The organism is Streptomyces sp. NPDC054961, assembly GCF_053609145.1.
On sequence record NZ_JBSGWY010000001.1, the window covers coordinates 1 to 17037 of the forward strand.

Consider the following 17037-nt stretch of genomic DNA (forward strand, 5'->3'; position numbering starts at 1 on the left):
CCGCCTCGTCGTCTCCGAGCCCCTCGGCGACCTGCCCGGGGCCTGGAACGAGGTACCGGAAAGCACCTACGGCGTCGTACAGCCCGGGGCGGACGCGATCTACCCCTTCAGGCCGGAACCGGCGGCGGCATGACGCGCCCGGCGCCCACGGACCACCGCGCAGGCCGGGTAGCCGAGCCGTGTCCCGCCGACAACGCTGTGGAGGGCCGATGAATCCCTACCCGCCCATCGCCGAGCACGGGCTGATCGGAGACTTGCAGACCTGTGCGCTGGTCAGCTCCGAGGGGGTGCTCGACTGGTTCTGCTCGCCGCGCTTCGACTCGCCCAGCGTCTTCGCGAGCCTGCTCGACCACGACCGTGGCGGGTACTTCGCCATCACCGCGGACGGGGCCGCCGGCGTCGACGGTGAGGGTCCGGCGAGCGGGGGCGGGGTGCTCACCCGCCAGCTCTACCTCGCCGACACCGCCATCCTCATCACCCGTTTCCTCACTCCCGACGGCGTCGGCGAGGTCGTCGACTTCATGCCCGTCCCCGAGGAGCCCACGGCCACCGACCGGCACCAGGTGCTGCGGTACATCCGCGTGGTGCGCGGCACGGTGTGCTTCGCCCTCGAGTGCCGTCCGCGCTTCGACTACGGGCGGGGCGCCCCGCACGAGCTGGTCCTGGACGGCTCCACCGCGCGCTTCGAGGGACCCGGCGTGACCGCGGACCTGCAAGCCATGGACGCCGTCGCGTTGGAGCCCGACGGGCTGGACGTGCGCGCGGCCTTCACCCTGGACGCGGGCGAGCACACGGCGGTCCTGCTGACGGTCCGCGACGTGGGGAGCGAGGCGCCGCCGCCCCTCAACCCCGGTGACGAGGTGCGGCAGTTCGTGGATGCGCACCGCTTCTGGCACGGCTGGACCGGCCGTTGCCGTTACCGCGGCCGCTGGCAGCAGATGGTCAACCGCTCGGCCATCACCCTCAAGCTCCTCACGTACGCGCCCAGCGGCGGGCCGATCGCGGCGGCCACCATGGGCCTGCCCGAGCAGGAGGGCGGGGAGCGCAACTGGGACTACCGCTACACCTGGATCCGCGACGCCTCCCTGTCGGTACGGGCCATGCGCGAATTGGGTTTCACGGACGAGGCCGACGGATTCCGCAGCTGGTTGCAGCAACGGCTGCAGGCCGGTGGCGCCCCCAACGGTGAACCCCTGCAGATCATGTACCGCGTCGACGGCGACCCGCACCTGACCGAAGAGGTCCTCGACCACCTGGAGGGCTGGCGTGGCTCGGCTCCGGTGCGTGCGGGCAACGGGGCGGCCGATCAACTGCAGTTGGACATCTACGGGGAGGCCGTCTACGGCCTCGCCCAAGCCGGCCAGACCAACGACATCGTCGGCTACGACGCGTGGATGAGCTCCGCCGGCCTGCTCGACTGGCTGTGTGACCACTGGGACCGCCCCGACGAGGGCATCTGGGAGACCCGCGGCGGCCAGAAGGACTTCACCTACAGCCGCCTCATGTGCTGGGTCGCCTTCGACCGAGGCATCCGTCAGGCGGTGGCCACCGCGCGCCCGGCCGACCTGACCCGCTGGACCGCCTCACGCGACGCGATCATGGAACAGATCATGACCCGCGGGTGGAGCACGCAACGGCAGGCGTTCGTCCAGCATTACGGCAGTGAGGTGCTGGACGCGTCCCTGCTGATGATGCCGCTCGTCGGCTTCATCTCCCCCAAGGACCCGCGCTGGCTGTCCACCCTCGACGCCATGGACACCGAACTCGTCTCCGACAGCCTCGTCTACCGCTACGACCCGGCGGCCTCTCCCGACGGTCTTCAGGGCAGCGAAGGCACGTTCTCCCTCTGCAGCTTCCTCTACGTGTACGCGCTCGCGCGGGCGGGCCGGCTCGAACGGGCCCGTTACGCCTTCGACAAGATGCTGACCTACGCCAACCACGTCGGCCTGTTCGCCGAGGAGATCGGCCCCACGGGCGAACAGCTCGGCAACTTCCCCCAGGCCTTCACCCACCTCTCCCTCATCGCCGCGGCCCTCGCACTCGACGCCGAGCTCGACCGTGAAGAGAAGAGGGGCGGGGAGAGGGGCCGGGGCGCAGGAATGTGATCCGTCCGGCTGTGCGGGCCCGACGTGGCCGGTCCGCCCGCGGGCCGGCCGCCCGGGTCGCGCGCGGGCGATGAACCACGGCGCGGAGACGGCCCGGCCCGCTCGATGTGCCGGAGTGGGCCGGGCCGCCGACCGGCGGGCCCCGGAAGGGGCCGTGGAACGTCCGTAGAGCCTTCGCGGAGCCTCCGTAGAGCGTCCGTTCGGGTGGTGTCACCCCTTTGTCGACCGCAAGTGCCGCTGGAGGCACGTCGGTCCGTGCTGTGCTGTGGCCACGGCCTCGAGAGGGCCGAACGCGGGCCCGCCCGCTGTTCGCGGCAGGTCCGGCCCCAACAGCGAAGGAGGAGTGATGTCGCGTCACCGAAGGAACGGGCGGGGCAGTAGCGCCATCGGTCAACTGCTGGTCACCGTCGTTGCGTTGACGGTGTGCCTGCTGGACACGACCGGAGCCCGTGCCGCTGTGGTCCACTCGAAACATACCCCCGACTGGGACGCCATCGCCCGGTGTGAGTCCGGCGGCAATTGGCGGGCGAACACGGGCAACGGCCACTACGGGGGATTGCAGTTCACCCAGTCGAGCTGGAAGGCGGCGGGGGGCCGGAGATTCGCGCCACGCGCCGACCTGGCCACGAAGGCGGAGCAGATCGTGACGGCGCGGAGACTCGCGAAGATCCAGGGCATGGGCGCCTGGACCTGCGCACGCCGCCGCTGAGTCGCGCGCCGCCCGATCGCGGGGGCCCTCAACTCGACTCTGAGCCGATGGACTTCCCCAAGCCGATCGCGTGGCGCCGGGGATGGGGCGGCGCGGGCCGCGCGCACCTCCCGAACCGGCAGGTCGCGCGACCCGGGCCGGCGCCCGCCCGGCCGCGGACGGGCGCGGCAGGTGCGCCCTCACGGCCTGCCGGGACGGTCCGGGGATCACTCGACGGGGACGGAAAACTCCACGTCGACGTGCCCCGGCCTGCCGTCCGAACGAGATCGATCAGGGTGGCGGGGAGCCGTCTTCTCACAGTGCCGCTCCGACGGGTGTGTGGCGGGCGTTACCCGGGATGATCGGCCGAGGTCACATCGGTGTAATGGGTGGTTCGTACTCTCGGGGCATACGTCGACCGACAGGCTCGCTCGATGGTGTCGATCGGCAGAGAGGTCATCCAGTGCCCCCACAGGACCCGACGGCGGCCGTCTCCCAGGTGCGTACGGTCTGCTCGTACTGCGGTGTGGGCTGCGGCATCCTGCTCGACGTCGGGTCCGGACCCGACGGGCGGCGCAAGGTCCTCAAGGCCACGGGCGACACGGCGCACCCCGCCAACGCCGGACGGCTGTGCACGAAGGGCGCGACGACGGCCGACATGCTCGCCGCACCGGGACGGCTGACCACCGCGCTGACCCGTCCCGAGCGCGGTGCCGAGCCGGTGCCCCTCGGTGTGGACGAGGCGATCTCCGGCACGGCCCTGCGGCTGCGGGCCGTCATCGACAAGCACGGGCCCGACGCCGTCGCGTTCTACGTCTCCGGGCAGATGAGCCTGGAAGCCCAGTACCTGGCCAACAAGCTCGCCAAGGGCTTCATCGGCACCAACCAGATCGAATCCAACTCCCGGCTGTGCATGGCCAGCGCGGGCAGCGGCTACAAGCTCTCCCTCGGAGCCGACGGCCCGCCCGGTTCGTACCAGGACTTCGAGAAGGCGGACGTCTTCTTCGTCATCGGTTCCAACATGGCCGACTGCCACCCCGTCCTGTTCCTGCGGCTCATGGAGCGGGTGAAGGCGGGGGCCAGGCTGATTGTCGTCGACCCCCGACGCACCGCCACCGCCGACAAGGCCGACCTCTTCCTGCAGATCAGGCCGGGCACCGACCTGGCCCTGCTCAACGGCCTGCTGCACCTGCTGGCGGCGAACGGCCACACGGACGCCGCCTTCATCGCGGAGCGCACCGAGGGATGGGCGGCGATGCCGGAGTTCCTCGCGGACTACCCGCCCGCGACCGTCGCCGAGATCACCGGCATCCCGGAAGCGGACATCCGGCGGGCGGCGCAGTGGATCGGCGCGGCGGGGGAGTGGACGAGCTGCTGGACCATGGGGCTCAACCAGTCCACCCACGGAACCTGGAACACCAACGCCCTGATCAACCTCCACCTCGCCACCGGCGCGATCTGCCGCCCGGGCAGCGGCCCGTTCTCCCTCACCGGCCAGCCCAACGCCATGGGAGGCCGGGAGATGGGATACATGGGGCCCGGCCTGCCCGGACAGCGGTCGGTCTTCGTGGACGAGGACCGTGCCTTCGTCGAGGACCTGTGGGGAGTGGAGCCCGGGACCCTGCGCGAGGAAGGATCCGGCCGGGGCACCGTCGAGATGTTCCGGCGCATGGCGGACGGCGAGATCAAGGCGTGCTGGATCATCTGCACCAACCCCGTCGCCTCGGTCGCCAACCGCAAGACCGTCATCGAGGGCCTGGAAACGGCCGAACTCGTCATCACCCAGGACGTGTTCGCCGACACCGAGACCAACGCCTACGCCGATGTCGTGCTTCCCGGCGCCCTGTGGACCGAGACCGAGGGCGTACTGGTCAACAGCGAACGCAACCTCACCCTCTCCCGGCCCGCGGTGGACCCGCCCGGGGAGGCGCTCGCGGACTGGCGGATCATCGCCCGCGTCGCCTGTGCGATGGGCTACGCCCACGCCTTCTCGTACGCGGACGCGGAAGAGGTCTTCGAGGAGATCAAGCGTGCCGCGAACCCCAGGACCGGCTACGACGTGCGCGGTGTGACCTACGAACGGCTGCGAGGAACGCCCGTCCAGTGGCCGGCGGCGACCGCCGACGGACCGGACCGCAATCCGATCCGCTACCTGTCCGAGGACGGTGGCCCCGTCTTCCCCACCGCGAGCGGACGAGCCGTCTTCTTCGCCCGCCCGCACATACCCGCCGCCGAAATGCCGGACGACGACTATCCGTTCGCCCTCAACACCGGGCGCCTCCAGCACCAGTGGCACACCCTCACCAAGACCGGGAAGGTCCCCCGGCTCAACAAGCTCAACCCGTCCCCCTTCGTCGAGGTCCATCCGCGGGACGCGGAGCGCCTGGGAGTGGCGGAAGGCGACTCGGTGGAAGTCGCCTCCCGGCGCGGCCGCGCCGTGCTGCCCGCCGTCCTCACCGACCGGGTGCGGCCCGGATGCTGCTTCGCGCCGTTCCACTGGAACGACCTGTTCGGTGAGTACCTGAGCATCAACGCGGTGACCAGCGACGCCGTCGACCCGATCTCCTTCCAGCCCGAGTACAAGCTGTGCGCGGTGACGCTGGCGAAGGTCGCCACGCCGGTGACCGTGGGGCCGGGCCCGGCGGGGGCCGCTCCCGCCGTGCGGCCGGCCGTGGAGCCGGCCGTGGAGCCCGTCAGGGAGCCGGTCAGGGAGCCGGTGGGGGAGCCGGTGGGGGCGGTCGTGCCGTCGCCGGCCGGGCCCACCACCGTCCGGCCCGCGGCGACGGCCGCCTTCGGGCTGGTGAGCGCGCCCCCGCCCGTGCTCGCCGAGCACGAACGCCAGTACCTGGTCGGATTCCTCGCCGGACTGGAAGCGGGCGCGCCCGGCGTTCCCGTGCTGCCGCCCGGCGCGCCGTTCAGCGAGGAGCACGCGCGCTGGGTCAACGGGGTGCTCGCCGGCCTGTACTCCCGGGCCCCGCGGACAGCGGAGGACGTCACGGCGGGCGCAGCGGCCGAAGCCGCTTCCCCGGGCCGCGAGGTCCTCGTCCTGTGGGCCTCGCAGACGGGCAACGCCGAGGAATTCGCCGCGGCGGCCACCGAGCGGCTCGCCGCGGCGGGACATCGGGCCGCGCTCGTCGGCATGGACGAGGCCGACCCCGCGTCCCTTCCCCCGGCAGCCGATCTGCTGCTGGTCACCAGCACGTTCGGCGACGGCGACGCTCCCGACAACGGCTCCGATTTCTGGGCCGCCCTCACGGCCGCCGATCCTCCGCGCCTGGACGGCCGCCGCTATGCCGTCCTCGCCTTCGGCGACTCCTCGTACGGCGATTTCTGCGGCCACGGACGCCGCCTGGACCAGCGCCTGGACGAGCTGGGGGCCGTACGTCTGGCGCCCCGCACGGACTGCGAACCGGACTACGAGCCCTCCGCCGAAGCCTGGCTGGAGCAGGTCCTCACCCATCTCGCTCCTCTCGCCCCCGTCGCCGGAGCGGCGGCGACGGGGGCGAGAGGAGCGGCCCCGGCCTGGCCCACGGCCGCCGCCCCGACCGTCCTGGCCGCCGCTCCCGTCCGCGCCCCGAAGCCCGCTCCGGCCCACGGGCTGCTGACGGGCAACCGACTGCTCAGCCGGCCCGGGGCGGGCAAGGAGGTCCGCCGGTTCACCTTCGACACCCGGGACAGCGGGACCTCGCTCGGCTACGAGGCCGGCGACGCCCTGGGAGTCCACCCCGTCAACTGCCCCGGTCTCGTGTCCGAATGGCTGGCCGTCACCGGTGTCGACCCCGCCGCGACCGTCGAGGTCGCCGGCCTCGGCGCGGCCTCCCTGGCCGACGCCCTGCACCACCACCTCGACATCACCAAGCTCACCCCCGTGTTGCTGGGCTTCGTCTGTGAACGCACCGGCGACCGCGAACTGAAGAAGCTGCTGCGCTCCGATAACAAGGGCGAGCTCGCCCGGTGGTCATGGGGCCGCCAGGCCGTCGACGTCCTCGCCGAGCATCCGGTCCGCGCCACGGCCCAGGAGTGGGCGACCGTCCTCAAGCGGCTCCAGCCCCGCCTGTACTCCATATCCTCCAGCCCGCTCACCGACCCCCGTCAGGTGTCGCTGACGGTCTCCGTCGTCCGGTACGAGAGCGTCCGCGGCCGCCCCCGCAAGGGCGTGTGCTCGGCGTTCCTCGCCGATTGCCCGCCCCACGCCGCGGTCCCGCTCCTCGTCCAGCGCTCTCCCCGCTTCCGGCCCCCGGCGGACCCCGGGACACCCATGGTGATGGTCGGCCCGGGGACGGGCGTGGCGCCCTTCATCGGCTTCCTCGAGGAACGCCGAGCCCGCGGACACCATGGCCCCAACTGGCTCTTCTTCGGCGAACAGCACCGCGCCACGGACTTCTACTACGAGGACGAACTCACCGCCTTCCTCGCCGACGGCACCCTCGCCCGGCTCGACACGGCCTTCTCGCGCGACCAGCGCGCCAAGGTCTACGTACAGGACCGGATGCGCGAACGCGGCCCCCAGCTCTGGTCCTGGCTCCAGGACGGCGCCCACTTCTACGTCTGCGGCGACGCCGCGCGGATGGCCGAGGACGTCGACCGGGCCCTGCGCGAGATCGCCGTCACCCACGGCGGCCTCGACGAGGACGCGGCGGTCCTGTACGTCAAACAGCTCGCCGCCGACAAGCGGTACGTCCGCGACGTCTACTGAGCGGCTCGGGGCGCCCGGCGGTGTGCCCGCCCGGGCACCGGTTCACCTGGTCAGGGCAGGGTGGGCAGAGTACTCATGGTGCCCGCGGTACTCATGGTGCTCGCGGTGCTCGCAGTGCTCGCAGTGCTCGCGGCCAGGGTGTCGACGACGCCGTGCAGGCTGCCCAGGCGGCGGTGCGCCGCGCGCTGGCGTTCGGCGCCGCCGCCCTGGACGCGGAGCCGGCCGAGGACCGTGGCGGCCATGGACAGGTCTCCGGCCGCCTCCAGCCCCGGTGCGGCCCGCTCCAGAAGGGCGCCGACCAGGTCCCAGACGGGTACCCGCCGGCCGGTGTCCAGATCGAGGCCCTCGCCCTCCAGCCCGTTGAGGGCCGCGAGGTGGTGCGCGGTCCGCAGCGCCCTGGATCCGACCGGCGGCGAGGGCACACCGGCCTCGGCGTCCGCGGCCAGGGCCGCGGCGAGGCCCCGTACGAGAGCCGCCAGCAGCACCACGACGTCGAGGTCGGCGTTGACGTCGGCGACGCGTATCTCGAGGGTGGGCACGTGCTCGGAGGGCCGGGCGTACCAATAGACCATCCGCCGGTCTAGGAGGCGGCCGGTGCGCACGAGGGCCTCGACGGTGCGCTCGTACCGGGCCTCGTCCAGGACCGGGGCGGGCCCGACACCGGGCCACCGGGCGTGCTCGACCGACCGCCAGCTCGCGTACCCGGAGTCCTTCCCGCGGTCGAAGGGGGAATTGGCCGCGAGGGCCTGCAGCACGGGCAGCCAGGGGCGCATGCGGTTGCCCAGGTCCAGTGCCCGGGCCCGGTCGGGCACGCCGACGTGGACGTGGCAGCCGCACACCACCTGGCGGAGGTCGCCGAGGGCGGGTCCGTACCGGTCGGCCATGTGCAGGTAGCGCGGGTCGGGGGTCACCTCCAGCGGCTCCCCGGGCGGGATCACGGGCGTCCCCGAAGCCACCGGCATGCAGCCCTCCACGGAGGCGGCGCGGTGCACGGTGTCCCGCAACCAGGCGAGTTCGGCGCGGAGTTGGGCGCTGTCCGAAGTGGGACGGGTGCAGACCTCGACCTGGGCGGTGAAGAACTCGGGCTGGACCTGCGGACCGAGCACTCGGCTCATCGCCGCGATGACCTGGGGCGCGCGGGCCGCCGGTGCGCGGCTGAGGCGGTCGACGAGGAGGAACTCCTCCTCGACACCCATCGTGAGCGGGGCGCGGCCGGGCCGTGCGGATGCGCCGGCGCCACGGACCGACGGGCCGGGCGCGCCGCGGGTGGCTGCGGACGTGGACCGTGGTGTCGACATGTGCGGTCCCTTCGCGGGCACTTCTGCCGTGTGGCTGATGGCTGATGGCTGAGGGTGGGCGGGAGGCGGGTCGGTGCGGAACCGGTCCTGGCGCGCGTCGTACGGCGGGTGGGCGGGTGTCCGGGAGCACCCCGGCGGTCTCGGACGCCGTGCGTCGCCGTGGCCGGCACGGCGCGGGGGTGTACGGGCTACCGCCGGGCGAGGTGATCCCGTTGCTGGTGGGCGGGTTCGAGGGCGAAACCGCTGCGGGGGCGGGTCGGGATCCGGGTGAGGGGGATGGACAGGTCCTGCTGCGGTACGACGAAGTCCAGATCCGCGAGGGCGGGGCCGAGTGCGGCGAGTACGGAGATCGTGAGGTCCTCGCCGGGGCAGCGGTGGCCGGTGCGCGCGTCGCCCCCGCCCTGGGGGATCAGCTCGTCGGGATCCGGTTCGCGGCCGGCGAAGCGCCCGGGGTCGAAGTGGTACGGCCGGTCCCACAGCTCCGGGTCGTGGTGGTGTCCGTACACGTCGAGGAGGAGGAGGGTCCCGGCCGGGAGCTCCTCCCCGCCGAAGGCGAGGTCGCGGGCGGCATGCCCTCCGACGAAGGGGACGAACGGGTAGAACCGCCGGACCTCGTGGGCGAACGTGCGGGCGTGGGCCGGGCCGCCGGTACGCAGCTGCTCGTGCCGGCCGGGATGGCGGTGGAGCGCGTGGGCGGCGAAGACGACGAACCAGGCGATCGCGACCGTCGGCCGGATGATGTTGAGGAGCTCGACGGCCGCGGTGTGCGGATCGAGGAGCGTGCCGTCCGGCTCGCGGTGCAGGGCGACCGCCTCCAGCGGGCTCCCGGCCGCCGCGGCGTGCCGGGAAGCGGAGAAGATGCCGTCCGGATGCGGTCCGTGTGCGCGCAGCCGCAGGTCGGTGACGGAGGCCGCCAGGGCCCGCTCCTGGCGCCGCCGGGCGCGATGGGCCCGTACGTGGCGGGGCCCGGCGGTGGCGAAGCCGTCCACCATGGCGACGCAGTCCTCGGCGATCTCCCGGGCCGCGTCTTCGGGGACCGGCAGTCCCACCCAGTCGCAGACCGCGCGGGCGAGCACGGCGGCGACCTCGTCGAAGAGCACCACCCCGCGCCCTTCCCACCCTGCCACGGCATCGCGCCAGCCGCTCTCGACGCCCTCGGTCAGGGCGTGGACACGGTCAGGCGTCATGAGCAGTGAGGTGAACAGCTCCTTGCGCGCGCGGTGGGCCGGCCCGTCCAGGGTGTGCACCGCGCCCTGCCCGAAGAGGGTGTCGAGCACCGGAGCGGGCAGGGCCCCGTGGCGCTGCACGTGGCCCTCGTCGTAGAAGAAGGCCACGGCCTCGGGGCCGTGCAGGAGCGCGGCGGGATGCCCCAGCAGCCGGGTCCGGACCAGGTTCGCACCGTCGTGGGCCCGGCGGAGGTCCGGAGCCCACGCGTAGCCGTGCAGCATCAGGGACAAGGTGGCGTCGGTCATCACAGCGCTCATGATCTGCACATACCCGGTCAAATGGGCAGCAATCGGGCAGGCTCCGATCGCGAGGGTGTTCCGGGGGCTACAGCCCGAACCTGGCCGGCATCACGGTCGCCCCCCGCCCCGCCCCGCCCCGGCCCGCGAACTGTTCGAAGCCGGATGGCGCGGCCCCGAGCGATGGCTGGATCCACCCGGCAGGAACGTCAGGAACGTGTGGACGGTCAGCCGGCCTTCTCGTCGTCCCGCGGGCTCACCCAGCCGCGCGTCCCCTCACCCTGTCGCTTCCCGGGCTTCCCGGGCTGCTCGGGGCGGTCGAGACGGCTCGCCTCGTCCGTGTCGGCGGCGGCCGTCTTCCTGTCGCCGCCTCGGCGGCCGGCGTGCGGCTTGCGGTGCCGGGTCTGTTCCTGTTCGTCGTCGTGCAGCGGTACTCCTCCTGCGCCGCCCTGCTCGTCCATGGCCGTCCTCCTCGCTGCCGTGTTCCGGTCCTCCTGAGCGGCTGCCCGGCTCCGGGCCGTGAAAACCCCGACGCCGCGGCACCGGCCGTCTCCTGCCTCTCGGACGGGCGCCATACCCTGAGCCCCGTCATCAGTGCTATCGGGGAGAGTTATGACAAGTAGGTTCACTGAATTGACCGTTGACTGCCACGATCCGGAGAGGCTCGCGGCGTTCTGGTGCGAGGTCCTGGACTTCAAGGTGATCGACCGGAGCGAGGGCAAGGTCGAGATCGGCTCCTGGGTGCCGACCGTCGAGGAGGTCCGGGCCCGCCAGATGTCGCCCACCCTGGTGTTCATCCGGGTGCCCGAGGGCAAGACCGTGAAGAACCGGCTTCACCTCGACGTCAGCCCGATCGACGGCAGCACGGAGGACGAGGTGACCAGATTGCTCGGCCTCGGCGCCACCAGGACGGACGTGGGCCAGGGCCCGGACCGGAACTGGGTGGTCATGGTCGACCCCGAGGGCAACGAGTTCGACGTCCTGCGCACCCTGGCACCGCAGAACTAGGCCGTCTCTCCCGCGGGCCGGGAGCGGGCACCCGCCCCTCGTCACCCACCGCAACGGTCCGGTTGCCGAGAAGGCCTCGCCAGGTGATCTTCTGTTCAGGCGCGGCGGCGTGGTCCTAGCATGGGGGCCATGTCTCCCATGCCGTCACGGGTCGAGCTGTGCCCGCTCACCCTCGCCGACCAGGACGAGTTCTGCTCGCTGGTGAGGGCCAGCTCCGAGCTCCACGGGCCGTGGATGCAGCTGCCCGCGACCGCTGAGGAGTTCCGCGGCTGGATGCACCGCTTCGCGGACGGCACCAACCGCGGCTTCGTGGTCCGGGTGCGGGAGACCGGTGCGGCCGCCGGCATGGTCAACATCAACTCGATCATCCGGGGTCGCTACCAGGGCGCGTCCCTCGGCTACGCGGCCTTCGCCCCGTCCGCCGGGCGGGGGTACATGGCCGAAGGGGTCGGCGCCGCCCTGCGGCACGGCTTCGACGACCTGCGGCTCCACCGGCTGGAGGCGAACATCCAGCCGGGGAACACGGCGTCCCTGGCCCTGGTCCAGCGCCTGGGCTTTCGCTACGAGGGGCTGTCGCCCGCGTACCTCTACATCGACGGCGCCTGGCGCGACCACGAACGCTGGTCCATCAGCGCCCCGTCCTCCTGGACGCCGGACCCTTCCCTTCCCAAGATCTAGGGAGTTTCAACAGATCATCGGGTCGTGGAAGGGCGCCCACAACCGGCTTCGGAAGTGGGCCGCCGACGGCACTTGGGAGAAAGTCGGCATCGCCCTGCTCGCGCAGGCCGATGCCGAAGGCGGCCTCGACTGGGTCGTCGCGGTCGACTCCACGATCGTCCGTGCCCACCAGCACGCCGCCGGGGCCCGTCACAAGGGGCCCCGGCGGGAGAGCCGGACTCGTCCCGGGCGATCCGCTCCCATCTGCCCGGAAGCAGGAACGCAGCACATCCTGACCAGCAGGTCCACGCCCGGGTCGAGCGCGTCTTCACCGGCATGAGGACCTGAAAGGTCCTTCACCACTCCGCACGAGCGGTCGCGAGCCGGCTCCGCTCTTGAGGTCAGGACAGCTTGCCGTCGTAGTCCGGCAGCTTGACGGTGAGTTCGGCGTGGCCGCCGACCAGGTCGCTCGCGTTGTTCCCGATGTTCGCGATGATCGTGTAGCCGCGGCCCTCGATCTCGGTGCGCTTGGCGGTCTTGTACGCGCTCACCTCGCTGAACAGGGCGGGCAGGTCGCGCACGTACAGACCCGATACGGGGTAGCCGACGGACTTGAGGTTCCGCTCGGTCAAGGAGTAGACAATCCCGGGGCGGGCGGTGACGAAGAAGATCGCCACTCCGCGTTCGTTGGCGTACCGGGTCAGCTCGCGGACCTTGGAGATCGCGGGGGTCGGGAGGGTCCAGAACCAGTGGAAGTCCGTCTCCAGCGAGCTGTTGTCGATGTCGAGCACGATCGCGGGCTTCTCGCCGGCCGGCGAAGTGGCGATGCGCTGTTCGATGGTCGGGCGGACCGCGTCGATCACGGTGGCGACGTCCCGCTGCCAGGTGGCGTAGTCGATGCCGAGGATCGCTGCGTTGCCGCCGGGCGCGGAGGAAGACACCTGCATGGTGACGGCGGCGGCCTGGACCGGCGCCGCCTCTGCGGCGGTGGCGGGCAGCAGGGTCAGGGCTGCGGACGCGACGGCGACACCGGCGGCGGCGCGGGTCGTGCGGGTGCGGCGGGTGTTGGGCATGTGGGGGCGCTCCTGCGTCATGTCGCAACTGGCATGTACGCGACCAGAGTTAGTCAGATCCGCCCTCATGTCTACTGGCCGGTAGGAAACTTTTCGTGGCCGTCCGGTGAAGCAAGGTGAAGCGAGCAAAGTCCGCCCCCTGCAGCCCCGCGAAAAGGCGCTCAACGTGGCGATGTGAGCGTGGTGCCGTCTTTCGGTGCCGATGCGCCCCAGGTGCCGGCCTGCGGCTGGATGGGGCGGGGCGGCCAGGGCACCCGGACGGCTGCACGCGTTCAACCGCGGGAGCGCCAGGCAATCCTGAGCTCTTCGCGATGATCGTCCGCCCTCCGGCCGGTTAGTCTCGGGGCATGCGGATCTGCGTCTCCTCGGACATGGACGAACCCGTGGCTCGCGCCCTCCTCGGGGAACTGCGCGACCGCGGACACGATGTGGTGACATACGGGGCACTGAAGCCCGGCGACGATCCGCAATGGGCGGCCTGCTCGGAAGCGGCGGCCCGCGAGGTCGCCGCTGGAAACGCCGACCAGGCAGTCGTGTGCTGCTGGACCGGTACGGGCGCGTCGATCGCCGCGAACAAGGTGCCCGGCGTACGCGCCGCCCTGTGCACGGACGCCTCTACCGCGGACGGCGCGCGCCGCTGGAACGACGCCAACGTACTCGCCCTCAGCCTGCGCCTGACCTCGGAACCGCTCCTCAAAGAGATCCTCGACGCCTGGTTCACCGCCGCGGCAAGCACGGACCCTGAGGACCAGGAAAACGTTGCGCACATCGAACGGCTCGACAACACCAGAACCACACCCTGAACGAAGACAGTCACGCGCGGGTGTCCGGTCCTGCCGGCCAAGCGGCGGGCCCAGACATGGTGGCCGCCAGGTGCGGAGCGGCCCCGCAAACCAGGGCAGGCCTGGAGGCGCGCATTTCGGCATCGAGACCCGGCGGGCGGCCTCCCGCGCGGCCTCGCCGCAGGTGGTGACCGACTTGGTCCGCGGGCTGCGGGCTGACCGCGCGGATCCCGCTGTCAGTGCTTCGCGAAAGCTGACCCCCGAGGTGTCCCCGTTCGGTGGCTGGGATCGTGGCCGTGCGGTAACGACTTCGGGGTCGTTCAGGCGACGCCTGTGTCTCGCTCGATGGCCTTGGGGCGGTTCTTGAGGCGGTAGCAGGATCCGTTGACGGAGATCACGTCGCAGTGGTGGGGGAGCCGGCCGAGGACGGCGGTGGCCAGGACCTCGTCGCCGAACGTCTGTCGCGGCCGGCCCAGGGGCTCCCGTTGTCCCGGCGGGCGGGCGGACTGGCATTTCTTACGACGGCGGGCACGTCGGGGTGGGGGTGGCGCGAGAGGGGCCCGGGATCCCGTAAGGTGAGGTTTACCGACGCGGGGTGGAGCAGCTCGGTAGCTCGCTGGGCTCATAACCCAGAGGTCGCAGGTTCAAATCCTGTCCCCGCTACAAGAAGGTCCGGCCCCCTCGGCGCGCAAGCGCGGAGGGGGCCGGACCGTTTTCCGGGGCCCTTCGGCGACCGAGGGGATGACCTCGCCGCTCCACGGCGCTGACCTCGCCGCTCCACGGCGTCGGCCCCGCCGCTCCACGGCACGGCCCCGCCGGGATCGGCGCGCCCCGCCCCGTGCGGGACTGCCTGCGCGGCGTGCCCCCGCCCCCGTGCCCGACCGCCCGCGCTTCGCGGCCCCGCCGTCATGGGCGCCAGCCACCCGGTACGGCGCAGAACAGGGTTCGACCAGGCCGAACATCGCTGTTCGACCAGGCAAACCCGATGCGGGACAAGACCACTGGATCGAAGCAAGGTCGACGTTTCTGCGCATCCGGCCGGCTCGGGCGGCCGTTACGGTTCCCCCGGATCTGGACGGATGGGCCGCGTATTAGACCTCTTTGATTCCTCCTGCCCGTGATGCGCACATACGCCGATCGCCGCCCCAACGAAGGAGAGCCCGACCGATGAGCGTTGAGACCAGCCCGGAAGCGCAGCTCGACCCGCCTCGGCAATCCAGCCTGGGTACCTCGGCTGCCCGCAACCTTGCCACCACGACCAAATCCGCCCCGCAGATGCAGGAGATCACCTCCCGCTGGCTGCTGCGGATGCTCCCCTGGGTCGAGACCAAGGGCGGCGCCTACCGGGTGAACCGCCGGCTGAGCTACACCGTCGGCGACGGGAGCATCGAGTTCGTCCAGGACGGCGCCCATGTCCAGGTGATCCCCCGCGAGCTCGGTGAACTGGCCCTGCTGCGCGGCTTCGACGACCTGGAGGTGCTGGCGGCCATCTCCGCCCGGTGCGTCCAGCGCGACTTCCGTGCGGGCGAGGTGCTGGCCGAGCGCGGTACCCCCGCCGATCGGATCCACCTCATCGCCCACGGCCGGATCAGCCAGACCTCCGTCGGCAAGTACGGCGGCGACGTCTCCGTCGCCGTACTCGCCGACGGAGACCGCTTCGGCGAGAACGCCCTGCTGGACGGCGATGCCACATGGGACTACACCGCCACCGCCGAGACCAGCGGCACCCTGCTCACGCTCTCCCGAGCCGAGTTCGCGGCCATCATGTCCACGGCGCCGCACCTGCGTGACCACATCCAGCAGTTCAGCGCGCTTCCCCTCCAGCGGCAGAACCGGCACGGCGAGGCCGAGATCGCGATGTCGGCCGGCCATACCGGCGAGGCCGATCTGCCCGGCACCTTCGTCGACTACGAATCCAAGCCGCGGGAGTACGAACTCTCCATCGCGCAAACCGTGCTGCGGGTCCACACGAGGGTCGCCGACCTCTACAACGGGCCGATGAACCAGACCGAGGAGCAACTCAGGCTCACCATCGAGGCGCTGCGCGAGCGCCAGGAGCACGAGCTGGTCAACAACCGGGAGTTCGGGCTGCTCCACAACGCCGCCTTCAAGCAGCGGTTCCAGACCCACTCCGGCCCGCCCACCCCCGACGACCTCGACGAGCTGCTCTGCCGCCGCCGCGGCACCAAGCTCTTCCTCGCCCACCCCAGGACGATCGCGGCGATCGGGCGTGAGATGAACGCCCGCGGCCTGTACCCGGACCACGTGGACGTCGGCGGCCAGCAGGTCCCGGCCTGGCGAGGGGTCCCGATCCTGCCCTGCAACAAGATCCCCATCAGCAAGGAGAACACCAGCTCGATCCTCGCCATGCGCACCGGCGAGGACAACCAGGGCGTGATCGGCCTGCGCCAGACCGGTCTGCCGGAGGAGTACGAGCCGGGTCTGTCGGTGCGCTTCATGGGCATCGACGAGAAGTCGATCATCTCCTACCTGGTCACCACCTACTACTCCGCCGCCATCCTCGTGCCCGACGCGCTCGGGGTCCTGGAGAACGTGCAGATCGCCCGCCGGACCGACTAGCGCGGTGACCCGCGCGCCGGCCGGAAGGCCGCGGCGGCCCGGACCTCCCGGGCCGGCCGAGGATGCCCGGGATCCGGGGCAGTCCACCCACCTCACCAAGGAGTTACGGATGCCCGATCCCGGGCCTTCCCCTCTGCAGTCGGGCCTGCCCGGCGCAGCGGCCGCCTTCGGGGCCCACGTCCTCGGCAGCGCGCACACCCGGGCCAGTGCCAGTCCCCAGGCCAGTCCCCGCGCCCGTACGCATGCCAGTCCCCGTCCCAGCCCGAGTGCCCCCTCCCGGGTCCCTGCTTCCGGGGGCCTGTCCGGCCTGCCCGTCCGGTCCGTCCAGCCCCCCGCACCTGCGGCGCCCCCCGCGCCCGTCCCGCCGTCCGGCTTCCCAGCCGCCCGGACGGCGGGGGAGGCGGGGGAGGTGGCCGCCGCGGTCCGCCGGCCGAGCCCCGCCCTGGAACGGATCCTTCGCGGTCCCCAGGGCCTGGGCACGGTGGGTCTGCACTACAAGGACGGCTCGTTCCAGTACGTCCTGATCGCGGCCGACCGACTCTGACCGCATCCGGCCCATCTGGCCCCGTCTGACCTCATGCGGAAGGGGGGGAGAGCCCCAAACGGGCAAGGAGACGGCAAGGGGGGGGAGGGGGGAAGGAGTGTTAAAGACAAAGAGGGTGTTTTGTGACAAGACGCACAAGACAA

Annotated in this window: 13 protein-coding genes, 1 tRNA gene and 2 pseudogenes; 11 read left to right on the top strand and 5 right to left on the bottom strand. The window is 71.9% G+C overall.

Going from position 1 to position 17037, the window contains the following annotated elements; all coding sequences use genetic code 11:
- The 4 genes and pseudogenes from ACWF9Z_RS00005 to ACWF9Z_RS00020 form a co-directional block, all read left to right on the top strand.
- Positions 1-133: pseudogene (locus tag ACWF9Z_RS00005) on the top strand (class II glutamine amidotransferase); the annotation flags it as partial.
- Between the two features lie 76 nt (positions 134-209).
- Entirely contained in the window at positions 210-2105 is a 1896-nt protein-coding gene (locus ACWF9Z_RS00010; RefSeq protein WP_453595658.1) for a glycoside hydrolase family 15 protein, read from the top strand.
- 346 nt (positions 2106-2451) lie between these two features.
- The gene (locus ACWF9Z_RS00015; protein ID WP_453595661.1) at positions 2452-2814 is read left to right on the top strand and encodes a transglycosylase family protein; all 363 of its coding nucleotides are present in this window, start codon (positions 2452-2454) and stop codon (positions 2812-2814) included.
- A gap of 442 nt (positions 2815-3256) precedes the next feature.
- Positions 3257-7489 (top strand): molybdopterin-dependent oxidoreductase, encoded by a 4233-nt coding sequence (locus ACWF9Z_RS00020; RefSeq protein ID WP_453595664.1) that lies wholly within the window; start codon positions 3257-3259, stop codon positions 7487-7489.
- Between the two features lie 50 nt (positions 7490-7539).
- On the opposite strand, the gene ACWF9Z_RS00025 is transcribed toward ACWF9Z_RS00020, so the two are convergent.
- The 3 genes from ACWF9Z_RS00025 to ACWF9Z_RS00035 form a co-directional block, all read right to left on the bottom strand.
- Positions 7540-8787: a carboxylate-amine ligase gene (locus ACWF9Z_RS00025; protein WP_453595667.1), complete on the bottom strand. Its 1248-nt coding sequence runs from the start codon at positions 8785-8787 to the stop codon at positions 7540-7542.
- 188 nt (positions 8788-8975) lie between these two features.
- The gene (locus ACWF9Z_RS00030) at positions 8976-10271 is read right to left on the bottom strand and encodes a cytochrome P450 (protein ID WP_453595670.1); all 1296 of its coding nucleotides are present in this window, start codon (positions 10269-10271) and stop codon (positions 8976-8978) included.
- 206 nt (positions 10272-10477) lie between these two features.
- A complete protein-coding gene (locus tag ACWF9Z_RS00035) occupies positions 10478-10711 on the bottom strand; it encodes a hypothetical protein (RefSeq protein ID WP_453595673.1) in 234 nt (77 codons plus the stop codon).
- A gap of 151 nt (positions 10712-10862) precedes the next feature.
- On the opposite strand from ACWF9Z_RS00035, the gene ACWF9Z_RS00040 reads away from it, so the two are divergent.
- From ACWF9Z_RS00040 to ACWF9Z_RS00050, 3 genes and pseudogenes are all read left to right on the top strand, one after another.
- Complete coding sequence (locus ACWF9Z_RS00040) at positions 10863-11258, top strand: VOC family protein (RefSeq protein WP_453595675.1); 396 nt, start codon at positions 10863-10865, stop codon at positions 11256-11258.
- A gap of 129 nt (positions 11259-11387) precedes the next feature.
- Positions 11388-11936, top strand: coding sequence for a GNAT family N-acetyltransferase (locus ACWF9Z_RS00045; RefSeq protein WP_453595678.1), 549 nt, complete (start codon positions 11388-11390; stop codon positions 11934-11936).
- A gap of 91 nt (positions 11937-12027) precedes the next feature.
- A pseudogene (locus tag ACWF9Z_RS00050) lies at positions 12028-12135 on the top strand (IS5/IS1182 family transposase); the annotation flags it as partial.
- Positions 12136-12316: 181 nt separating this feature from the next.
- On the opposite strand, the gene ACWF9Z_RS00055 reads toward ACWF9Z_RS00050, so the two are convergent.
- Positions 12317-12988 carry an HAD family acid phosphatase gene (locus tag ACWF9Z_RS00055; protein ID WP_453595680.1) on the bottom strand — a complete coding sequence of 224 codons (672 nt, stop codon included), beginning with the start codon at positions 12986-12988 and terminating at the stop codon, positions 12317-12319.
- 347 nt (positions 12989-13335) lie between these two features.
- On the opposite strand from ACWF9Z_RS00055, the gene ACWF9Z_RS00060 reads away from it, so the two are divergent.
- Positions 13336-13791 carry an RpiB/LacA/LacB family sugar-phosphate isomerase gene (locus ACWF9Z_RS00060; protein WP_453595683.1) on the top strand — a complete coding sequence of 152 codons (456 nt, stop codon included), beginning with the start codon at positions 13336-13338 and terminating at the stop codon, positions 13789-13791.
- 299 nt (positions 13792-14090) lie between these two features.
- Here the strand turns inward: ACWF9Z_RS00060 and ACWF9Z_RS00065 are convergent, their stop codons facing one another.
- Entirely contained in the window at positions 14091-14396 is a 306-nt protein-coding gene (locus tag ACWF9Z_RS00065) for an ATP-binding protein (protein WP_453596513.1), read from the bottom strand.
- Here ACWF9Z_RS00065 and ACWF9Z_RS00070 point away from each other — a divergent pair.
- From ACWF9Z_RS00070 to ACWF9Z_RS00080, 3 genes are all read left to right on the top strand, one after another.
- Positions 14360-14433 (top strand) — tRNA-Met (locus ACWF9Z_RS00070). The genes ACWF9Z_RS00065 and ACWF9Z_RS00070 overlap by 37 nt on opposite strands.
- A 504-nt stretch (positions 14434-14937) precedes the next feature.
- Positions 14938-16350, top strand: coding sequence for a family 2B encapsulin nanocompartment shell protein (locus ACWF9Z_RS00075; protein WP_453595686.1), 1413 nt, complete (start codon positions 14938-14940; stop codon positions 16348-16350).
- Positions 16351-16759: 409 nt separating this feature from the next.
- The gene (locus ACWF9Z_RS00080; RefSeq protein WP_453595689.1) at positions 16760-16894 is read left to right on the top strand and encodes a hypothetical protein; all 135 of its coding nucleotides are present in this window, start codon (positions 16760-16762) and stop codon (positions 16892-16894) included.
- The last annotated feature ends 143 nt before the right edge of the window (positions 16895-17037 follow it).

What these genes read in the sequence shown, in the direction of transcription:
- ACWF9Z_RS00010 (WP_453595658.1), top strand. Translation starts at nt 210, where the DNA reads ATGAATCCCTACCCGCCCATCGCCGAGCACGGGCTGATCGGAGACTTG.
- ACWF9Z_RS00015 (WP_453595661.1), top strand. Translation starts at nt 2,452, where the DNA reads ATGTCGCGTCACCGAAGGAACGGGCGGGGCAGTAGCGCCATCGGTCAA.
- ACWF9Z_RS00025 (WP_453595667.1), bottom strand. Translation starts at nt 8,787, where the DNA reads ATGTCGACACCACGGTCCACGTCCGCAGCCACCCGCGGCGCGCCCGGC.
- ACWF9Z_RS00030 (WP_453595670.1), bottom strand. Translation starts at nt 10,271, where the DNA reads ATGAGCGCTGTGATGACCGACGCCACCTTGTCCCTGATGCTGCACGGC.
- ACWF9Z_RS00035 (WP_453595673.1), bottom strand. Translation starts at nt 10,711, where the DNA reads ATGGACGAGCAGGGCGGCGCAGGAGGAGTACCGCTGCACGACGACGAA.
- ACWF9Z_RS00040 (WP_453595675.1), top strand. Translation starts at nt 10,863, where the DNA reads ATGACAAGTAGGTTCACTGAATTGACCGTTGACTGCCACGATCCGGAG.
- ACWF9Z_RS00045 (WP_453595678.1), top strand. Translation starts at nt 11,388, where the DNA reads ATGTCTCCCATGCCGTCACGGGTCGAGCTGTGCCCGCTCACCCTCGCC.
- ACWF9Z_RS00055 (WP_453595680.1), bottom strand. Translation starts at nt 12,988, where the DNA reads ATGCCCAACACCCGCCGCACCCGCACGACCCGCGCCGCCGCCGGTGTC.
- ACWF9Z_RS00060 (WP_453595683.1), top strand. Translation starts at nt 13,336, where the DNA reads ATGCGGATCTGCGTCTCCTCGGACATGGACGAACCCGTGGCTCGCGCC.
- ACWF9Z_RS00065 (WP_453596513.1), bottom strand. Translation starts at nt 14,396, where the DNA reads ATGAGCCCAGCGAGCTACCGAGCTGCTCCACCCCGCGTCGGTAAACCT.
- ACWF9Z_RS00075 (WP_453595686.1), top strand. Translation starts at nt 14,938, where the DNA reads ATGAGCGTTGAGACCAGCCCGGAAGCGCAGCTCGACCCGCCTCGGCAA.